Source organism: Streptomyces sp. DT190, from assembly GCF_049846985.1.
In the GTDB taxonomy this organism is placed as follows: domain Bacteria; phylum Actinomycetota; class Actinomycetes; order Streptomycetales; family Streptomycetaceae; genus Streptomyces.
This window is the reverse complement of record NZ_JBNCNM010000001.1, coordinates 756,988-773,604: the sequence shown is the minus strand read 5'-3', so window position 1 is coordinate 773,604 and position 16,617 is coordinate 756,988. Positions and strand designations below refer to the sequence as shown.

Annotated in this window: 14 protein-coding genes and 1 pseudogene; 6 read left to right on the top strand and 9 right to left on the bottom strand. The window is 73.3% G+C overall.

What is annotated here, in order from left to right:
• Nucleotides 1-56 precede the first annotated feature (56 nt).
• Nucleotides 57-1,064 carry an NADP-dependent oxidoreductase gene (locus tag ACPXCS_RS03310; RefSeq protein ID WP_425946400.1) on the top strand — a complete coding sequence of 336 codons (1,008 nt, stop codon included), beginning with the start codon at nt 57-59 and terminating at the stop codon, nt 1,062-1,064.
• Between the two features lie 26 nt (nt 1,065-1,090).
• Nucleotides 1,091-2,143 (top strand): alcohol dehydrogenase catalytic domain-containing protein, encoded by a 1,053-nt coding sequence (locus ACPXCS_RS03305; RefSeq protein ID WP_425946399.1) that lies wholly within the window; start codon nt 1,091-1,093, stop codon nt 2,141-2,143.
• A 56-nt stretch (nt 2,144-2,199) separates the two neighbouring features.
• On the opposite strand, the gene ACPXCS_RS03300 is transcribed toward ACPXCS_RS03305, so the two are convergent.
• Nucleotides 2,200-2,709, bottom strand: a complete 510-nt coding sequence (locus ACPXCS_RS03300) for a metallophosphoesterase family protein (protein ID WP_425946398.1) — start codon at nt 2,707-2,709, stop codon at nt 2,200-2,202.
• A gap of 95 nt (nt 2,710-2,804) precedes the next feature.
• Here ACPXCS_RS03300 and ACPXCS_RS03295 point away from each other — a divergent pair, with 95 nt between their 5' ends.
• The 3 genes from ACPXCS_RS03295 to rfbC all read left to right on the top strand — a co-directional run bounded on the left by ACPXCS_RS03295 (nt 2,805) and on the right by rfbC (nt 7,563).
• Nucleotides 2,805-4,826 carry a TerD family protein gene (locus tag ACPXCS_RS03295; protein ID WP_425946397.1) on the top strand — a complete coding sequence of 674 codons (2,022 nt, stop codon included), beginning with the start codon at nt 2,805-2,807 and terminating at the stop codon, nt 4,824-4,826.
• 180 nt (nt 4,827-5,006) lie between these two features.
• The gene (locus ACPXCS_RS03290) at nt 5,007-6,950 is read left to right on the top strand and encodes a glycosyltransferase family 2 protein (RefSeq protein ID WP_425946396.1); all 1,944 of its coding nucleotides are present in this window, start codon (nt 5,007-5,009) and stop codon (nt 6,948-6,950) included.
• A gap of 4 nt (nt 6,951-6,954) precedes the next feature.
• Nucleotides 6,955-7,563, top strand: coding sequence for a dTDP-4-dehydrorhamnose 3,5-epimerase (rfbC, locus tag ACPXCS_RS03285; RefSeq protein ID WP_309097330.1), 609 nt, complete (start codon nt 6,955-6,957; stop codon nt 7,561-7,563).
• 55 nt (nt 7,564-7,618) lie between these two features.
• Here the strand turns inward: rfbC and ACPXCS_RS03280 are convergent, their stop codons facing one another.
• The 7 genes and pseudogenes from ACPXCS_RS03280 to ACPXCS_RS03250 all read right to left on the bottom strand — a co-directional run bounded on the left by ACPXCS_RS03280 (nt 7,619) and on the right by ACPXCS_RS03250 (nt 13,017).
• Nucleotides 7,619-8,422, bottom strand: a complete 804-nt coding sequence (locus ACPXCS_RS03280) for a class I SAM-dependent methyltransferase (protein WP_425946395.1) — start codon at nt 8,420-8,422, stop codon at nt 7,619-7,621.
• On the bottom strand, nt 8,409-9,296 hold the full coding sequence (rfbD, locus tag ACPXCS_RS03275) for a dTDP-4-dehydrorhamnose reductase (RefSeq protein WP_425946394.1): 888 nt from the start codon (nt 9,294-9,296) through the stop codon (nt 8,409-8,411). Before rfbD ends, ACPXCS_RS03280 begins: the two co-directional genes overlap by 14 nt.
• Nucleotides 9,293-10,273 carry a dTDP-glucose 4,6-dehydratase gene (gene rfbB, locus ACPXCS_RS03270; RefSeq protein ID WP_425946393.1) on the bottom strand — a complete coding sequence of 327 codons (981 nt, stop codon included), beginning with the start codon at nt 10,271-10,273 and terminating at the stop codon, nt 9,293-9,295. The genes rfbD and rfbB overlap by 4 nt, the downstream gene beginning before the upstream one ends.
• A 19-nt stretch (nt 10,274-10,292) precedes the next feature.
• Nucleotides 10,293-11,360 (bottom strand): glucose-1-phosphate thymidylyltransferase, encoded by a 1,068-nt coding sequence (locus tag ACPXCS_RS03265; protein WP_425946392.1) that lies wholly within the window; start codon nt 11,358-11,360, stop codon nt 10,293-10,295.
• 104 nt (nt 11,361-11,464) lie between these two features.
• Nucleotides 11,465-11,638, bottom strand: a complete 174-nt coding sequence (locus tag ACPXCS_RS03260) for a hypothetical protein (RefSeq protein ID WP_425946391.1) — start codon at nt 11,636-11,638, stop codon at nt 11,465-11,467.
• A 192-nt stretch (nt 11,639-11,830) separates the two neighbouring features.
• Nucleotides 11,831-12,034 (bottom strand): annotated as a pseudogene (locus ACPXCS_RS03255) (CBS domain-containing protein); the annotation flags it as partial.
• A gap of 47 nt (nt 12,035-12,081) precedes the next feature.
• The gene (locus ACPXCS_RS03250; protein WP_425946390.1) at nt 12,082-13,017 is read right to left on the bottom strand and encodes a LysR family transcriptional regulator; all 936 of its coding nucleotides are present in this window, start codon (nt 13,015-13,017) and stop codon (nt 12,082-12,084) included.
• A 154-nt stretch (nt 13,018-13,171) separates the two neighbouring features.
• Here ACPXCS_RS03250 and ACPXCS_RS03245 point away from each other — a divergent pair, with 154 nt between their 5' ends.
• Nucleotides 13,172-13,867, top strand: a complete 696-nt coding sequence (locus ACPXCS_RS03245) for a type 1 glutamine amidotransferase domain-containing protein (protein ID WP_425946389.1) — start codon at nt 13,172-13,174, stop codon at nt 13,865-13,867.
• 40 nt (nt 13,868-13,907) lie between these two features.
• On the opposite strand, the gene ACPXCS_RS03240 is transcribed toward ACPXCS_RS03245, so the two are convergent.
• A complete protein-coding gene (locus ACPXCS_RS03240; protein WP_425946388.1) occupies nt 13,908-16,358 on the bottom strand; it encodes an ATP-binding SpoIIE family protein phosphatase in 2,451 nt (816 codons plus the stop codon).
• Nucleotides 16,359-16,617 lie beyond the last annotated feature (259 nt).

Genomic DNA, 16,617 nt, shown 5'->3' with positions numbered 1-16,617 from the left:
CCGTACGCTCACGGCCGTACCGACTGGACGGTATGGGATCGAGGGAGTCGCCGCAGATGAGCACGATCAATCGCCAGATACGCCTGGCCGCACGTCCCGTGGGAGAGCCGCGTCCCACCGACTGGCGGCAGACCGAGGAACCGGCCGGGGAGCCGGGCGACGGGGAGTTCCTGGTCCAGGTGCTCTGCCTGTCGATCGACCCGGCCATGCGCGGCTGGATGAACGCGGGCAGGTCCTACATCCGCCCGGTGGAGGTCGGCGAGGTGATGCGGGCCGGCGCGGTGGGCAGGGTGATCGCCTCCCGGCACTCCGGGTTCGCGGTCGGCGACCACGTGTCGGGCACGTTCGGGGTGCAGGAGTACTGCGTGTCGGACGGGCGCGGCGTCACCGTGGTCGACCCCGCGGCGGCCCCCCTGCCGACCTATCTCGGCACGCTCGGCATGTCGGGCCTGACGGCCTACTTCGGCCTGATCGAGGTCGGGCGTCCCGAGCCGGGGCAGACCGTCGTGGTCTCCGGAGCGGCCGGCGCCGTCGGCAGCGTCGTCGGACAGATCGCCAAGATCCTCGGCTGCCGGGTCGTCGGCATCGCCGGCGGCGAGGCCAAGTGCCGGATGGTGGTGGACGAGTTCGGCTTCGACGCCGCGATCGACTACCAGAACGAGGACGTCCGCAAGGCGCTGCGCGAGCACGCCCCCGACGGCGTCGACGTGTACTTCGACAACGTCGGCGGAGACGTGCTGGACGCCGTGCTGCTGCGGCTGGCGCGCGGCGCCCGCGTGGTCGTCTGCGGCGCGATCTCCCAGTACAACAGCACCAGGCCGCAGGGCCCCGCCAACTACCTGTCCCTGTTGGTGAACCGGGCCTCCATGACGGGCATCGTGGTGTTCGACTACGCCGACCGGTACGCGGAGGGCATCGCGCGGATGGCCGCGTGGCGGGCCGAGGGCCGGCTGAAGTCCCTGGAGGACGTGGTGCCCGGCTCGGTCGCGGACTTCCCCGAGACCCTGATGCGCCTGTTCCGCGGTGAGAACCACGGCAAGCTGGTGCTGAAGATCGCGGACTGACGGATCCGAGGGGAGGGAGAGATCCGATGAAGGCACTGACCTACCACGGCCGTCATGACATCCGCTACGGCGAGGTCCCCGACCCGGTCGTCGACGGCCCCGCCGACGCGGTGGTGCGGGTGACCGCGGCCGGCATCTGCGGCAGCGACCTGCACATCTACGAAGGCCACGGCTTCAGCCCGGGCCTGGGCTACACACCGGGACACGAGTGCGTGGGCGAGGTCGTCGACACCGGCGGCCACGTCACCCGCTTCAAGCCCGGTGACCGGGTCCTGGTGCCCGCCTCGGTGGGCTGCGCGCAGTGCCGGCAGTGCGCCGCCGGGTTCACCGCCCGCTGCGAGCGCGCCGAGTCGGGCACGGACCTCTGCTACGGAGTGAGCCCGAAGCTCCCGGGCAGCCAGGCGCAACTCCTGGCCGTGCCCTGCGCCGACGTCAACCTGGTGCCCTTGCCCGAGGACATCTCCGACGAAGCCGCCGTCGTCCTGACGGACAACGCTCCCACCGCCTGGTACGGCTGTCGCCGCGCCCGCATCCAGCCCGGTGAGACCGTCCTGGTCGTCGGCCTCGGCCCGGTCGGCCTGATGGCCGCCCAGTCCGCGTTCGCGATGGGCGCCGCCCGGGTGCTGGGCGTGGACCTGGTCGCGGAGCGCCGGGCCTTCGCCGCCGGCCTGGGCGTGGAGCCGGTCGAGGGGGAGGACGCGCGGGCGGCGATCCGGGACATGACGGCCGGCCGCGGGCCGGACGCCGTGGTGGAGGCGGTGGGTTCCGACGCCACCATCCAGCTCGCCCTCAAGGCCGTCCGGCAGGCCGGCCGGGTCAGCGTCATCGGGGTCAGCCAGAACAAGGCCTTCCCGTTCCACATGTACCTGGCCCAGGTCAAGGAACTGGAGTTCGCCATCGGGCTGTGCTCCGTGCACTACGAGCTGCCTCCGCTGATCGCCCTCACCCGCGCCGGCCGGATCAGGCCCGAGGCCGTGGTCTCCCACCGCTTCGCCCTCTCCGAGGGCCCGGCCGCGTACGACCTGTTCGCGGGCCGCTCCGACGGCGTCCGCAAGATCCTCCTCGACCCGACCGGCTGACCTGTGCCCGGGCACTCCGCCTCGCGGCCGGGTTCTCCGCCTCGCGGCCGGGCGGTTCAGCGGGTGACGCGGGGCGGCAGACGGTGGAGTTCCACGTCCGTGAGGAGCCCGTCGGCGACCGTGGCCGTCAGGTACGTGCAGTGCGGCTGGCGGCGGCGGTCCGTCGGGGAGCCCGGGTTGAGCAGGCGCAGGCCGGTGGCGGCGGTGGTGTCCCAGGGGATGTGGCTGTGCCCGAAGACCAGCACGTCCAGGTCGGGGAAACGGGCGGCACACCGCTGCTCCCGGCCCTGCGCGGGGCCCGTCTCGTGGATCACCCCGAAGCGCAGCCCGCCGAGCTCCGCGTACGCCACCTCGGGCAGCCGGGCCCGCAGCTCCGCCCCGTCGTTGTTGCCGTACACCCCGACGAGCCGGCGGCAGCGGGCCTCCAGCAGATCGAGGGTGTCCGTGTCGACCCAGTCCCCGGCGTGGAAGACGACGTCGGCGTGCGGGAGTTCGTCGAGCAGGGGGGCGGGCAGGCTCTTGGCACGCTTGGGCAGGTGGGTGTCGGACATCAGGAGCAGTCGCACGTCCTCACTCTAGAGGGTGCCGTTCGATCTCCACTTATACGGATGAATCGGCATCCGGGTTGAAGGGCCGGTGAAGATCCCTCCATCCTTCCTCCATGTCTCTCCTCTCCCCCGCCTTCGATGCGTCCGGCCTGCGCGACTACGCCCACGACTGGGCGGTGGTCGACGTGGAGACGTCCGGGCTGGTCGCCCGCCGGGACCGGGTGCTGTCCCTGGCCGTGGTGGTCCTGGGCCCGGACGGGGAGCAGAGGGACGAGTTCTCGACGCTCCTCGACCCGGGCTGCGATCCGGGGCCGGTCCATGTCCACGGGCTGACGTCCGAGAGGCTGCGCGGTGCTCCGGTCTTCGACCAGGTCGCACCGCGGATCGCGGCGATGCTGCGGGACCGGGTGCTCGTCGCGCACAACGCCCAGTTCGACTACGACTTCCTCGCCCACGAGTTCGCCCGTGCCGGCACCGCGCTGCCGGTGGCCCGGCGTCTGTGCACGCTCGCGCTGAACCGGCGGGTCGATCCGCCGACCGAGGATCTCCGGCTGGGCACGCTCGCCGCCCACTACGGCGTCCACCAGGTCAGGGCGCACGACGCGCTCGACGACACCCGGGTGCTGGCGGGCGTACTGCGTGCCTCGCTGCGGGAGGCGGCGCGCCTGGAACTGCCCTTGCCGTTCGTGACCTGCCCGCCCCGCCAGGATCCCCGGTTCGCTCCCCGGACGCCCAAGGCGCCCTGCGCGTACCGCAATCCGGGACGGCCGGAGCCGGGCGGGCCCCTGGTGCAGGGCATGAAGGTCGCGATCACGGGTGAGACGCTCAGGCCGCGCGCGGAGCTGGAACGGCAGGCCGTCGAGGCCGGGCTGAACGTCATGGGCTCCGTCAGCCGGCACACCAGCGCCCTGGTCACCAACGACGCCTCGTCGGGCTCCGGCAAGGCACGGCGCGCCCTGGCCGAGGGCGTGCCGGTGCTCGACGAGTCCACGTTCGTCGCGCTGCTCGCGGACGTCAGACCGGGAACACCGCATGAGCGCACCCGCAGTTCGGGCGCCGTCATCCCGTCGCCCGCGACGCCCGGCACCACGAACCCCGCACGCCCGGGCCCGACGCCCGCCGACACGACACGTGCGCGGCCCGCCCCGACGCCCGCCGCCACCAGCCCCGAGCGGGCCGAGCCGGTTCCCGCGGCCCTCGCCCCGGCCGGCCCGGTGGAGCCGGTGCCGGTCGCGCCGCCGCGTGCGGCGCACCCGCCGCGTGCGGCGCACCCGCCGCGTGCGGCGCACCCGCCGCGTGCGGCGCACCCGGCGCGACCGGCCGCCGCGGACCGTCCCCTGGCCGGCCGGCGGGTTCTGGTGCTCGGTGGTACGCACCCCGAAGCCGTCGCGGCCCGCGCCAGGATCGTCGCGCTCGGCGGGGCGGCGGCGATCAACCTCTCCTCCAGCGTCACCGACGTCGTGCTCCTGGACGGCGGAGAGCGGGACCGCCGGATGAAGCGGATCACCGCCCTCGCGTTCCCCACGCACGGCGCCGCGTGGCTCGACGCGCCGGTCATCGCCCCGCTCCCCCGGCAGGGCGGCGGGCCGGCGGCACCGCGCGTCCTGCCGCGCGGCGGCGTCGTCGACCTGCCGCAGCCGAGCGGGTCCGCGCCCGCGGTCCCCTGGACCGTCACCGCGGCCTGGGCGCAGCAGACGTCGTGCGAGATCGACGTGGTCGCCTTCGTCGTCGACGACGACGAACAGGTCTGCTTCGACGAGGACTTCGTCTTCTACGGCGCACCGGAGAATCCCGGCGGGACGGTGCGGCTGCACAGCGACGGGCCGACCGAGCAGACGATCGGCGTGGACCTCGCCGCACTGCCGCCCTCGGCCCACAAGGTCGTGGTCGCCGCCGCCATCGACGGCTCGCCCACCTTCGGCGACGTCGGCGCCATCCACATCAGCTCCGGGCCCGGACCCAGCGCCGCACCTCTGGTCCAGGCCACTCTGGACGCCGCGACCACCGAGCGCACCCTGCTGCTCGCCGAGCTCTACCGCCGCGGCCCGCTGTGGCGCCTGCGCACCGTGGGGCAGGGGTTCGACCAAGGGCTGGACGCCCTCGCCCGGAGCTACGGTGTGCAGGTTGCCGGCTGATCGCCGGCTGAACCGCTTTGACCGCGAACAGACAGACGTCGCAGCTCAGTTGCCGTGGGGCGGGATGATCACGGCGAGGTCTCGAAAGGTGAGGGGGCCTCGCCGACCGGGTTAGCATCGGGCAACACCCAGTACAACAGGACGTCAACGGCAAGCGACCCGAAGGGGCCCGGAAACCCGATGCCGGTCAAGGTCAGCGTCATCGTCCCCGTCTACAACCCGGGGATCTACATCGAGGACTGCATCTCCTCGCTGCAGCGGCAGTCGCTGCCTCCCGACGAGTTCGAGGTGATCTTCGTCGACGACGGCTCGACCGACGAGACTCCGGCCCGGCTCGACGCGCTCGCCGCCGAGGACCCCCGGATGAAGGTCATCCACCAGGAGAACTCCGGCTGGTCGGGCAAGCCCCGCAACGTCGGCATCGAGGCCTCCCGGGGCGAGTTCGTGATGTTCGTCGACAACGACGACTACCTGGGCGACGAGGCCCTGGAGCGGATGTACGACTACGGCGTCGCCAACGGCGCCGACGTGATCGTCGGCAAGATGGCCGGCAAGGGCCGCGGGGTGCCGGTGGAGCTGTTCCGCCGCAACCATCCGCGCGCCACCGTCGAGAACGCCCCGCTCATCGACAGCCTCACCCCGCACAAGATGATCCGGCGGGCCTTCCTGGACCGCATCGGCCTGCGCTTCCCCGAGGGCAGGCGGCGCCTGGAGGACCACGTCTTCATCGCGGAGGCGTATCTGCGCGCGGAGAACGTCTCCGTGCTCAGCGACTACGTCTGCTACTACCACCTGCGGCGCGACGACAGCTCCAACGCCGGGTTCGAACGCTTCGACCCCGTCGGCTACTTCAAGAACCTGCGCGAGGCCCTCGACGTCGTCGAGCGGTACACCGAGCCGGGTCCGGTGCGCGACCGGCTGTTCCGCCGCTGGCTGCGCGTGGAGATGGTGGAGCGGCTGCGGGCCCGGCGGCTGCTGAACCTGCCGGACGACTACCGCAGGGAGCTGTTCGCCGAGATCCACCAGGTCGTGGTCGAGCGGTTCGGGCCGGGTGTCGCGGCCGGGCTGCAGCCGACGCAGCAGGTGGTCGCGGCGCTGACGGCCGCCGACCGGTACGACGACGTGGTGGCGTTCGCCGAGTGGGAGGCGAGCGTCGCCCCCAGGGCGACTCCCGGCGGCATCGAGTGGCGGGAAGGCACGCTCAGGATCGGCTTCACCGCCGAGTACGTGTCCGCGGGCGAGCCGATGGTGTTCCCCGCCGGTGCCGAGGCGGCGCCGCTGACCGACGCGCCGAAGAACGTGACCGAGGCGGTGCGCTGGGTGGCCTCGGAGACCGCCGCGCGCTTCGGCCAGGCCACGGCCGATCTGCTGCTGCGGGAGCGCTCCAGCGCCGCGCAGTACTTCCAGCCGGTCGAGTTCACCCGCGAGACGGTGCCCGCCGGGGACGGCGAGCAGGTGCGGCTGGTGCTGCGGGCGACCGCCACGGTCGACCCCGCCGCCCTGCCGGCCGGCGGTGTGTGGGACGCGCTGGTCCGGGTCAAGCTGGGCGGCTGGACCAAGGAGTGCCGGCTGGGCCCCGCGCCCCGCGAGGACCGGCCCGCGCCGGGCGCCGGTGTCGTCGGCGACCGCACGGCCCTGCCCTACTGGACGCGGCCGCACGGCAACCTCTCCCTGGAGTTCGGCACCCGCGGCAAGCGGCTGGGGCTGGGCCGGGTGCCGCGGACGGACGTCACCGTCTCCGGCCGTCGCTTCCGGGTGCCTCTTCCGCTGCACGTCCCGGCGCAGACGGAGGTGCGGCTGCGCCTCGTCTCCGCCAGCCGGTTCTTCGACGCGGCCGGCGTCCTCTCCCCCGCCCCGGACAACGCGGGCTCGGTGCTGGAGGCGGACCTGTCCGTCGAGGACCTCTCCAACGGGGTGTGGCGCGTGGCGCTGTGCCCCACCCCGGGCGGCGAGCAGGCGCGCTTCACCGGTCTGCCGTTCGCGCTGCGCGCCTCCGACGGGCGGCTGCAGGTCGTGGAGGTGCCGCGGCCCGGAGTGGCGCTGCGGCTGGCGCGGCGGGCACGGCGTGTGCTCGGCAGGGCACGGCGCACGGTGTCGTCCCGTATCAGGACCGGAGGAAAGTGACGGAATGCGACCACTGGGCATAGCAGGCGCCTGGGTTCTGGAGCCCAAGGTCTTCCCGGACGACCGGGGCAACTTCCACGAGTGGTTCCGGAGCGAGGAGTTCCGCGAGGCGACGGGCCGTGACCTGTTCCTCGCCCAGGCCAACTGCTCGGTCTCCCGGCGGGGCGTGCTGCGGGGCGTGCACTTCGCCGATGTGCCGCCCAGCCAGGCCAAGTACGTCACGTGTGTGCGCGGCGCCGTCCTGGACGTGGTGATCGACATCCGCGTGGGCTCCCCCACCTACCGGCAGTGGGAGGCCGTACGGCTGGACGACGACACCCGGGCGGCGGTCTTCCTCGCCGAGGGCCTGGGCCACGCCTTCATGGCACTGACCGACGACGCCACGGTGGTGTACCTGTGCTCGGCGGGGTACGCCCCGGAGCGCGAGCACGGCATCCACCCGCTCGACCCGGCGCTCGGCATCGAGTGGCCCGAGGGCATCACGCCGGTGCTGTCCCCCAAGGACGAGCAGGCTCCGACACTGGCCGAGGCGGAACGGCAGGGGTTGCTGCCGTCGTACGAGGCGTGCCTCGCGTACTACGAGGAGCTGCGCGGCGGACGGCGATCCGACTGACCCCGCGCCGCCACGGACGACGCCGGCCGCCCCGAGGGCGGCCGGCGTCGCTCTCTCAGCGGCTGACGCCGACCTGCTGCAGCGCCTTGCGCAGCGGCTCCCAGCCCACGGACCGCGGCAGACCGCGGTTGCGGGCCTGGGCGAGCGGGCGCCAGAAGCCGGCTTCGAGGAGCGCCTCGGGGCGTACGGCGCCGGCCCGCTCCAGGATCGCCTCCGGGACCTTCTGCGGGTCCGGGACCTTGTACTCGGCCATGATCTCGTCGTACTTGTCGTGCAGGACCCGGTTGTTCGGGTCGGCGCCGAAGACGACCAGCTGGCCGGTGGGCGCGGTGTCCACCTGGACGGTGACCAGGTCGGGGCGGTAGCGGGCCAGCACCTCGGTGATCTTGAAGACGTCACCGGTCCAGGCGTTGGTGTGCCGGTCCCGGGCCGCCTCGTCGACGCTGCGCGGCAGCATGTCGTCGAGGACGATCACGCTGGACCAGTCCGAGTACTTCTCGACGTTCATGAAGTCGCGCAGCGCGAACTCGAACAGGTGCATGCCGTCGATGAAGGACAGGTCGAGCGTGGTGCGGCGCCAGTAGCCGATCGGGCTGCGGCCGCGGCGCAGGTTGCGCAGCGGGTGCCGGCCGCCCTTGAGGTGCTGCAGCGGGTTGTCGCGGGCGAAGAAGTCGTCGCTGGTGGCCTTCACCAGGTGGACGTCGCACTTCAGCTCCGAGACCACCTTGAAGGCGGGGTCGATCGCGATGCTGGGGACGCGGGACAGCGTCAGGCTGCGCCCGTCGTTGACGCCGATCTCCAGGTAGTTGCGATTGGCGCTGACCTTGTGCAGTTCCCGGAGGAACTCATGGCGTTTCACGAAGAAGACCTTCCTTGCGGATGCGGGGCAGTGCTTCGTGCAGGGCGGAGCGCCACTCGCGGGGCAGCGGCAGGCCGATCTCCTGCCACCGGTCGTGTGCGAGGGCGCTGTACGCCGGGCGGGGCGCGGGCCGCGGGAAGGCCGCGCTGCTGGTGGGGCGCACCCGGTCCGGGTCGGCGCCGATGAGGGCGAACACCTCGCGGGCCAGCTCGTACCAGCTGGCCTCGCCGGAGCTCGTGGCGTGGAAGACGCCGTGCGCGTCGGGGCCGAGGCGGGGTCCGAGGTCGGCGAGCCACCCGGCGACGTCCGCGCTCCAGGTGGGCTGCCCGCGCTGGTCGTCGACGACGTCGAGGGTGTCCCGGCGGGCTTCCAGACCGATCATGGTCCGGACGAAGTTGCCGCCGTGCACCCCGTAGAGCCAGGCCGTCCGCACGATCGCGCTCGCCCCGGGCAATTCCTCCAGCACGGCGCGCTCGCCGGCCAGCTTGGTGCGGCCGTAGGCGGTGCGCGGGCCCGTGGGGTGGTCCTCCGGGTAGGGGGTGGTGCGGGAGTCGCCGGAGAAGACGTAGTCCGTGGAGACGTGGATCAGCCCGGCGCCGTGGGCGGCGCAGGACCGGGCGAGCAGGCGCGGACCCTCGCCGTTGATCAGCAGGGCGCGGGCCTCGTCGGTCTCGGCGTCGTCGACGGCCGTGTAGGCGGCGCAGTTCACGACGAGGTCGGGGGCGTGGTCGCGGACGGCCGTGCCGACGGCCTCGGGGTCGGTGATGTCCAGGGCGGCGCGGTCGAGGCCCACGACCGTCTCACCGCGCCGGGTGAGCTCCTCGGTGACGTCGTGCCCGAGCATGCCGCCCGCGCCGGTGATCAGCCACTTCATACCCGCTCCTGCGCGACGCGCCGCTTCAGGGGCTCCCACCAGGCGCGGTGGTCGCGGTACCAGGCGACGGTCTCGGCGAGGCCGGTGGTGAAGTCGTGGCGGGGGCGGTAGCCGAGTTCGTCGCGGGCCTTGGACCAGTCGACGGAGTAGCGCAGGTCGTGGCCCTTGCGGTCCTCGACGTACTCCACCCGGTCCCAGCCGGCGCCGCAGGCCTCCAGCAGCAGGCCGGTGAGCTCCTTGTTGGTGAGCTCGGTGCCGCCGCCGATGTTGTACACCTCGCCGGGCCGGCCCGCGGTGCGGACCAGGTCGACGCCCTGGCAGTGGTCGTCGACGTGCAGCCAGTCGCGGACGTTGCGGCCCTCGCCGTACAGCGGCACCTTCTGCCCGTCGAGCAGGTTGGTGACGAACAGCGGGATGACCTTCTCGGGGAACTGGTGCGGGCCGTAGTTGTTGGAGCACCGGGTGACGCGCACGTCCAGGCCGTGGGTGCGGTGGTAGGCCAGGGCGAGCAGGTCGGAGGAGGCCTTGGAGGCCGAGTACGGGGAGTTCGGCCGCAGCGGGTGGTCCTCGGGCCAGGAGCCGGTCTCGATGGAGCCGTAGACCTCGTCGGTGGAGACGTGCACGAACGGGCCGGTGCCGTGGCGCAGGGCGGCGTCGAGCAGGGTCTGGGTGCCGAGCACGTTGGTGCGGACGAAGTCGGCGGCGCCGGTGATGGAGCGGTCCACGTGGGACTCGGCGGCGAAGTGCACGACCTGGTCGGCGTCGGCCACGAGCTTGTCGACGAGTTCGGCGTCGCAGATGTCACCCTGGACGAACTCCAGGCGCGGGTGGGTCAGTTCGAGGTTGTCGAGGGTGCCCGCGTAGGTCAGCTTGTCCAGCACGGTGATGCGCGGCGCGTCGGGCGCGTCCGAGGCGAGCAGTGCGCGCACGTAGCGGGAGCCGATGAAGCCGGCGGCGCCGGTGACGAGGAGGTTCATGAAGTGATCCGCACCTTGCTCATGAAGTGATCTGCACCTTGCTGTGGTCTCCGAGGACGAATCGGTGGGCGCTGGGGACGCTGGGGGCCGGCGTCACCTCGACGTGCCGGCCGATCAGCGAGGACTCGATCCGGCCGACGCCCTGGATCGAGGAGTCCCGCAGCACGATGGAGAACTCCAGTTCGCTGTCGGTGATCCTGCAGTTCTCCGCGACGGAGGTGAAGGGACCCACGTAGGAGTTGCCGACGTACGTGCCGGCGCCTATGACGGCGGGGCCGACGATGCGGGAGTTGACGATCCGCGCGCCCTCCTCCACGACGACCCGGCCGACGGTCTCCGAGACCTCGTCGACGTCGCCGTCGATGCGGCGCTCCATGCCTTCGAGGACCATGCGGTTCACCTCGAGCATGTCGCCGACGTTGCCGGTGTCCTTCCAGTAACCCTTGATGACCGTGGACCGCACGTCGGCGCGGGAGTCGATGAGGTGCTGGATGGCGTGGGTGATCTCCAGTTCGCCGCGCCAGGACGGCTCGATGGCGCGCACCGCCTCGTGGATGCGGGGCGTGAACATGTAGACCCCGACCAGGGCGAGGTCGCTCTTGGGCTCCTGGGGCTTCTCCTCCAGGCCGATCACCCGGCCGGACGGGTCGAGTTCGGCGACGCCGAAGGCCCGCGGGTCGGCCACGCGGGTCAGCAGGATCTGGGCGTCGGGCCGGTGGGCGCGGAACTCGTCGACGAGTCCGGTGATGCCGCCGACGATGAAGTTGTCGCCGAGGTACATCACGAAGTCGTCGTCGCCGAGGAAGTCCCGGGCGATCAGCACCGCGTGGGCCAGCCCGAGGGGCCGCTCCTGCGGGATGTAGGTGACCTTCAGGCCGAACCTCGACCCGTCCCCCACCGCTTCCTCGATCTCCGCTGCCGTGTCCCCGACGATCATGCCCACGTCGGTGATGCCGGCGTCGGCGATCGACTCCAACCCGTAGAACAGCACGGCTTTGTTGGCCACGGGCACCAGTTGCTTGGCCGACGTGTGAGTGATCGGCCTCAGCCGTGTTCCTGCACCGCCGGACAGCACGAGAGCCTTCATTCAGCTCACCTTAGTCGCCATCCGGCGGATGTGAACATCACTTCTTTGGGTTGCCGACGTGCACCGTTCCCCGGGACGTCACCGGGCCGCTTCCCGGGAGGCGGTCAGTCCTCGCCCCGGACGATGTTCCACTCCGTCCCGGAGTGCGCGGTTCCGGGGGTGGCCCGGTCCTCCACGGCGGGGAGGCAGGTGCGCGGCGCGGCCTGGCCGCGCAGGCGCCGTGCCTTCGACCAGCCGGTCTCGGGCCGTCGGACGGCGGTCTTGTCAGGGGTGTCCATGGGCGTCACGACTCATCATCTTCCTTCTGCATCCGCAGGTGTTCGAGTCCCCAGGCAGAAACCGAACAAACCCGGGTGCACCCCGCCGAGCGCCGTTCGCCCCAACCCCCCGCCCGGGCTTCGCTGTTCACCGGAACGTGCGACGGCCCCACGCACCGGCGGGTGCGCGGGGCACGTGCCTTCTCGTCGCGGTCAGGTGTTGGGGCGCGCGGCGCTGATGTCGCCGAGCGCCGACTCCGGGTCGCGTTCCATGGCCAGGTCACCCAGGGAGACGATGCCCACCGGGTGCCCGTGGTCGACGACCGGGATCCGGCGCACGGAGTGCTCGCGCATCAGCTCCACCGTCTGACCGAGGTCCTCGTCGGGGCCGACGGTGACCAGCTCGTCGCTGCAGGCGCTTTCTCCGTCCTGCGCGGTCCGGGTACCCGGACCGCGCGCCGCATTCACCATGCGCGGCCGGCCTCCAGCAGCCGCTCGCGGACGAGGGCGACGTGCGGGTTGCCGGAGGCGCCCGGCCGCTGGACGAGGTAGCCGGTGTTGATGGGGGCGTCCTCGGGAGCGGCGAGGAGGACGAGGGCGCCGGACGCCAGTTCCCCGGCGCACAGGTAGCGGGGCAGCACGCTGAAGCCGGCGCCGGCCGTGACCAGCGCCAGGACGGCCCTGAGGTCCGGTACCGAGACGGCGGCACGGCAGTTCAGGCGCCGGCCGAAGACGTGCCGCCAGTAGCGGCGCACGATGGGCAGGTCCTCGGCGTACGCGATCAGCGGCACGTCGTGCAGCGCGCCGGGCCCCTCGGTGGCCAGCCGCCGCGCGACCGGGCCGGCCCGCGCGGGGGCGGCGACCAGGACGAACTCCTCGTCCGTCAACGGCACCGCCGACAGGGTGCGGCCGCGCGGCCGGGTCGTGGCGATCACCAGGTCGTGGCGGCCGGCGCGCAGCTCGTCGAGGAGCGGCTCGGTCAGTCCCATGACGACGCGCAGCCGTACGCCCTCGGTGACGAGCGGGGCCAGGGCGGGCAGGGCCCGGGTGGACAGCAGCTCGGCGGGGCCGGCCAGGTGGACCGGCTCGGCGCGCGACTCCGTGCGGGGGCCGTGCCCGGCGGCTTCGGCGAGCGCGTCGAGAGGGGCCGCGACCCGGGCCGCGAGCTCGTCGGCCACGGCCGTCGGGGCGACGCCGCGCGGCAGCCGTTCGAACAGTTCCCGGCGGGTCTGGCGCTCCAGCGAGCGGATCTGCGTGGTGACCGTCGGCTGGGACAGGCCCAGCAGCTGGGCGGCGGCGGTGAAGGAGCCGGACCGGTAGACGGCCAGGAAGGTGCGCAGCAGGTTGAGGTCGGGCTGCGCGGGCACCCCGGCGGCACCGAGGGGGTCCAAAGGTCTCACGCCGTCCGACCCTACCGCCCCGAGCCATGAGGATTCTTATGGCAGCCATCGGTTTCGCCATTGGAAAACCGGCGGTCGGGGCGCCTACGGTCGGCCGTGTCCCAGTCAGTCGCCGCGCTCACCGCCGCGGCCGTCCTCACGGAGCAACACCACCATGTCGAAGATCCTCTTCGTCGTCACCGGCGCCGACAGCTGGACCCTGGCCGACGGCACCGAGCACCCCACCGGCTTCTGGGCCGAGGAGGCCGTCGCCCCCTACGAGGCGTTCCGGGCCGCCGGCCACGAGGTCGTCGTCGCCACGCCCGGCGGTGTCGTGCCCACCGTCGACAAGGCCTCCCTGGCACCCGAGGTGAACGGGGGACAGGAGAACGCCGACCGGATCGCGAAGGCGCTGGAGTCCTTCAGCGAGCTGCGGCGTCCCGTCCGCCTGGAGGACGTCCGGCCGGAGGAGTACGCGGCCGTCTTCTACCCGGGCGGCCACGGTCCGATGGAGGACCTCGCCGTGAACGCCGACTCGGGCCGGCTGCTCGCCCGGGCCCTGGAGTCCGGCCTTCCGCTGGGCGTGGTGTGCCACGGGCCGGCCGCGTTGCTGGCCGCGGTCGGGGACGGCGGCGAGAACGTCTTCGCCGGGTACGAGGTCGCGGCGTTCACCAACGCCGAGGAAATCCAGGGCGGCCTCGCCGACCGCGCGAAGTGGCTGCTGCAGGACCGTCTCACCGAGGCCGGGCTGACCGTGCGGGCCGGCGAGCCGTGGGCCCCGCACGTGGTCACCGACCGCACCCTGGTCACGGGCCAGAACCCGGCGTCCTCCGCGCCGCTGGCCCAGGAGCTGCTGAAGCGGCTGGGCTGAGCCCGCCGGCCGCCGCGCCCGGCCGGTCGCGGCGCACCGCTCAGCGGCCCAGCACCAGCTCCGCCCACACCTGCTTGCCGCCGCTGACCGGCAGGGTGCCCCAGGTCGCCGAGAGCGCCTCGACGAGGAGGATGCCGCGGCCGCCGGTGGCCTCCCAGCCGATGCTGGTGGGGCGGACCGGGGTGCGCGGGGAGGCGTCGGCGACGGCGACGCGCAGACGGTCGTCGATGAGGGTGAGGTCCATGCGGACCCGGCCGTCGGTGTGGACGAGGGCGTTGGTGACGAGCTCGGAGACGACCACGAGCACGGCGTCGAGGTCGTCGATGACGCCCCAGGAGCGCAGGCTGCGGCGGGCGAAGCGACGGGCGTGCCCGACCGCCTGCGGCACCCGCCACACCGTCCAGCTCTCCCGCAGCGGAAGCAGGTCCATGCCGTCGTAGCGCAACAGCAGCAGCGCGACGTCGTCGCTGCGCCGGGCCTCGCCGAGCAGGCCGTCGGCGACGAGCCCCAGATCGACGGGGGCGGCCTCGGCCAGCCGGCCGGCGAGGCGGTCCATGCCGTGGTCGATGTCGGTGTCGGGCGTCTCGACGAGGCCGTCCGTGGCCAGCGCGATCAAGGTGCCGGGCGGCAGCCGGAGCGGGCTCATGGGGAAGTCGGCCCGGGTGACCACCCCGAGGGGCGGGCCGCCCTCGGCCTCCGGGATCTCGGTCCGGCCGTCGGGGTAGCGCAGCACCGGCGGCAGGTGCCCGGCCCGCACGTACCAGGCGGCCCCCTCCTCCAGGTCCAGGTCGACGTAGCAGCAGGTGGCGAAGAGTTCGCTGTCCATGTCCATGAGCAGCCGGTTGGCGTGCGCGACCACCACGTCCGGCGGGTGCCCCTCGACGGCGTAGGCGCGCAGGGCGGTGCGCATCTGGCCCATGAGCGTGGCGGCTCCGGCGCTGTGGCCCTGGACGTCGCCGATGACGAGGGCGACGTGGTGGTCGGGCAGCGGGATGACGTCGTACCAGTCGCCGCCGAGTTCGAGCCCGGCCGTGCTCGGCAGGTAACGGGCGACGGCCACCGCGCCCGGCAGCAGGGGCAGGCGGCGCGGCAGCAGCTGCCGCTGGAGCATGCCGACGAGTTCGTGTTCGGCGTCGAAGGCCCGGGCCCGCACGAGGGCCTGTCCGGCCAGCCCGGCGCAGGCGGTGAGCAGGGCGCGTTCGTCGGCGCCGAAGTCGTGCGGGGCGTCCCAGCCGATCAGGCAGGCCCCGGCCATGCGGTTCCCGGCGGGCAGCGGCAGGACGGCGAGACCGCCGGGCCCGACCTCGCCGAGGGCCCGTTCCAGGGGGCTGCCGGCGGGCCAGATCCGGGCCCGGCCCTCGCGCAGCGCCGCGGCGAGGGTGGGCATGGCCCGCACGGGCGCGTCGGGCCACTCCCCGCGCCACTCCGTGCGCCACAGCTCGGGCCAGGCCTCGGGTTCGGGCGGGTCCAGGACGGTGACGACGAGCCGGTCGCTCTCCAGCTCGGCGAGCGCGATCCGGTCGGCCCTGAGCGGCCGGCGCAGCGCCGCGACCACGGCCTTGCCGACGTCCCGGACGGTGACGGCGGTGGCCAGCGCGGCGGCCAGGCGCTGCACCCGGGCCACGTCGGTGACGTCGGAGCGCAGGGCGGAGGCGTCGGCGACGGTGCCCACGAGCCGCGCGGACCGGCCCTCCCCGCCGTGCAGCAGGCGCCCGCGCAGCCGGAGCCATCTGGGCGGCCCGGCCGGCTGGAGCACACGGAACTCCAGCTCCCGGTCGCCGATGGACATGTGGTCGGCCTCCACCACCGACATCAGGGAGGGCAGGTCCTCCGGCACGGTCAGGCCGAGCAGCGTCTCGACGCGGCCGTCGAAGTCGGCGGGGTCGAGGCCGAACAGGTCCAGCAGGTCGTCGCCCACCCGGACGCGGCCGGTGTCCATGGCGAGGCTGAACGCGCCGGGCGGCAGTTCGGCGCCCTCGGCGGGCGCGGCCGGGGCGGTGTAGGCGACGGCCTCGGCGACGAGTTCGAGGCACTCGCGTTCGCCGGGTCCGAAGCCGTCGGGGCGCTCGCTGACGGCGAGCAGGCTGCCGCCGCCGTCGCCGCGCACGGGCAGGGCCGTCAGGTGGAAGTCCCTCGACGGCACGCGCCGGGACTGGGCGTGTGCGGCGAGTTCCGCCGGGCCGAGGGAGACCGGCCGGCCACCGCGGTGGGCCTCGGCGACCGGGGACCGGCCGGCGCGCGGGTAGCTGTCGCGCAGCCCGTAGAGGGTTCGGGGCACCCCGGCCGACTCGACCAGGCACAGCAGTTCGCCGTCCTCGCCGGGCGTGTAGACGGCGGCGAACGCCGCTCCGGCGAAGACGAGTGCCTGTTCGAGGACGCGGCGCACCCGGTCGGGTGACTCCTGATCGGCCGCGATCGCTTTGAGGACACCTTCGGCACGCAGCGTTCGCGTTCCGCGTTCTCGGGCGCCCGGACTGACCACGTTGGCCATTACAGCGCCAATGAGACATCCGCGCAGCCCTTGGGGGCGTTCCGGTGGGCAGGAGCCCTGGACGATCCCGGTGATCCGCTCCGCCTTCACGCGGTCGCCGAGGCGTGGATCGTCCGAACCCGTCCGCCCCCCCGAACCCGTCCGAAGCCGGCTCCGGTTCCCTCACGGGGGCATGGGTCGGGGTGGCCGGGGTACACGGGGCGCCCCCTCCGGACCGCCGGTTTCTGTGACCGTCGGTAACCGGGTCCGCCGCCGTCCG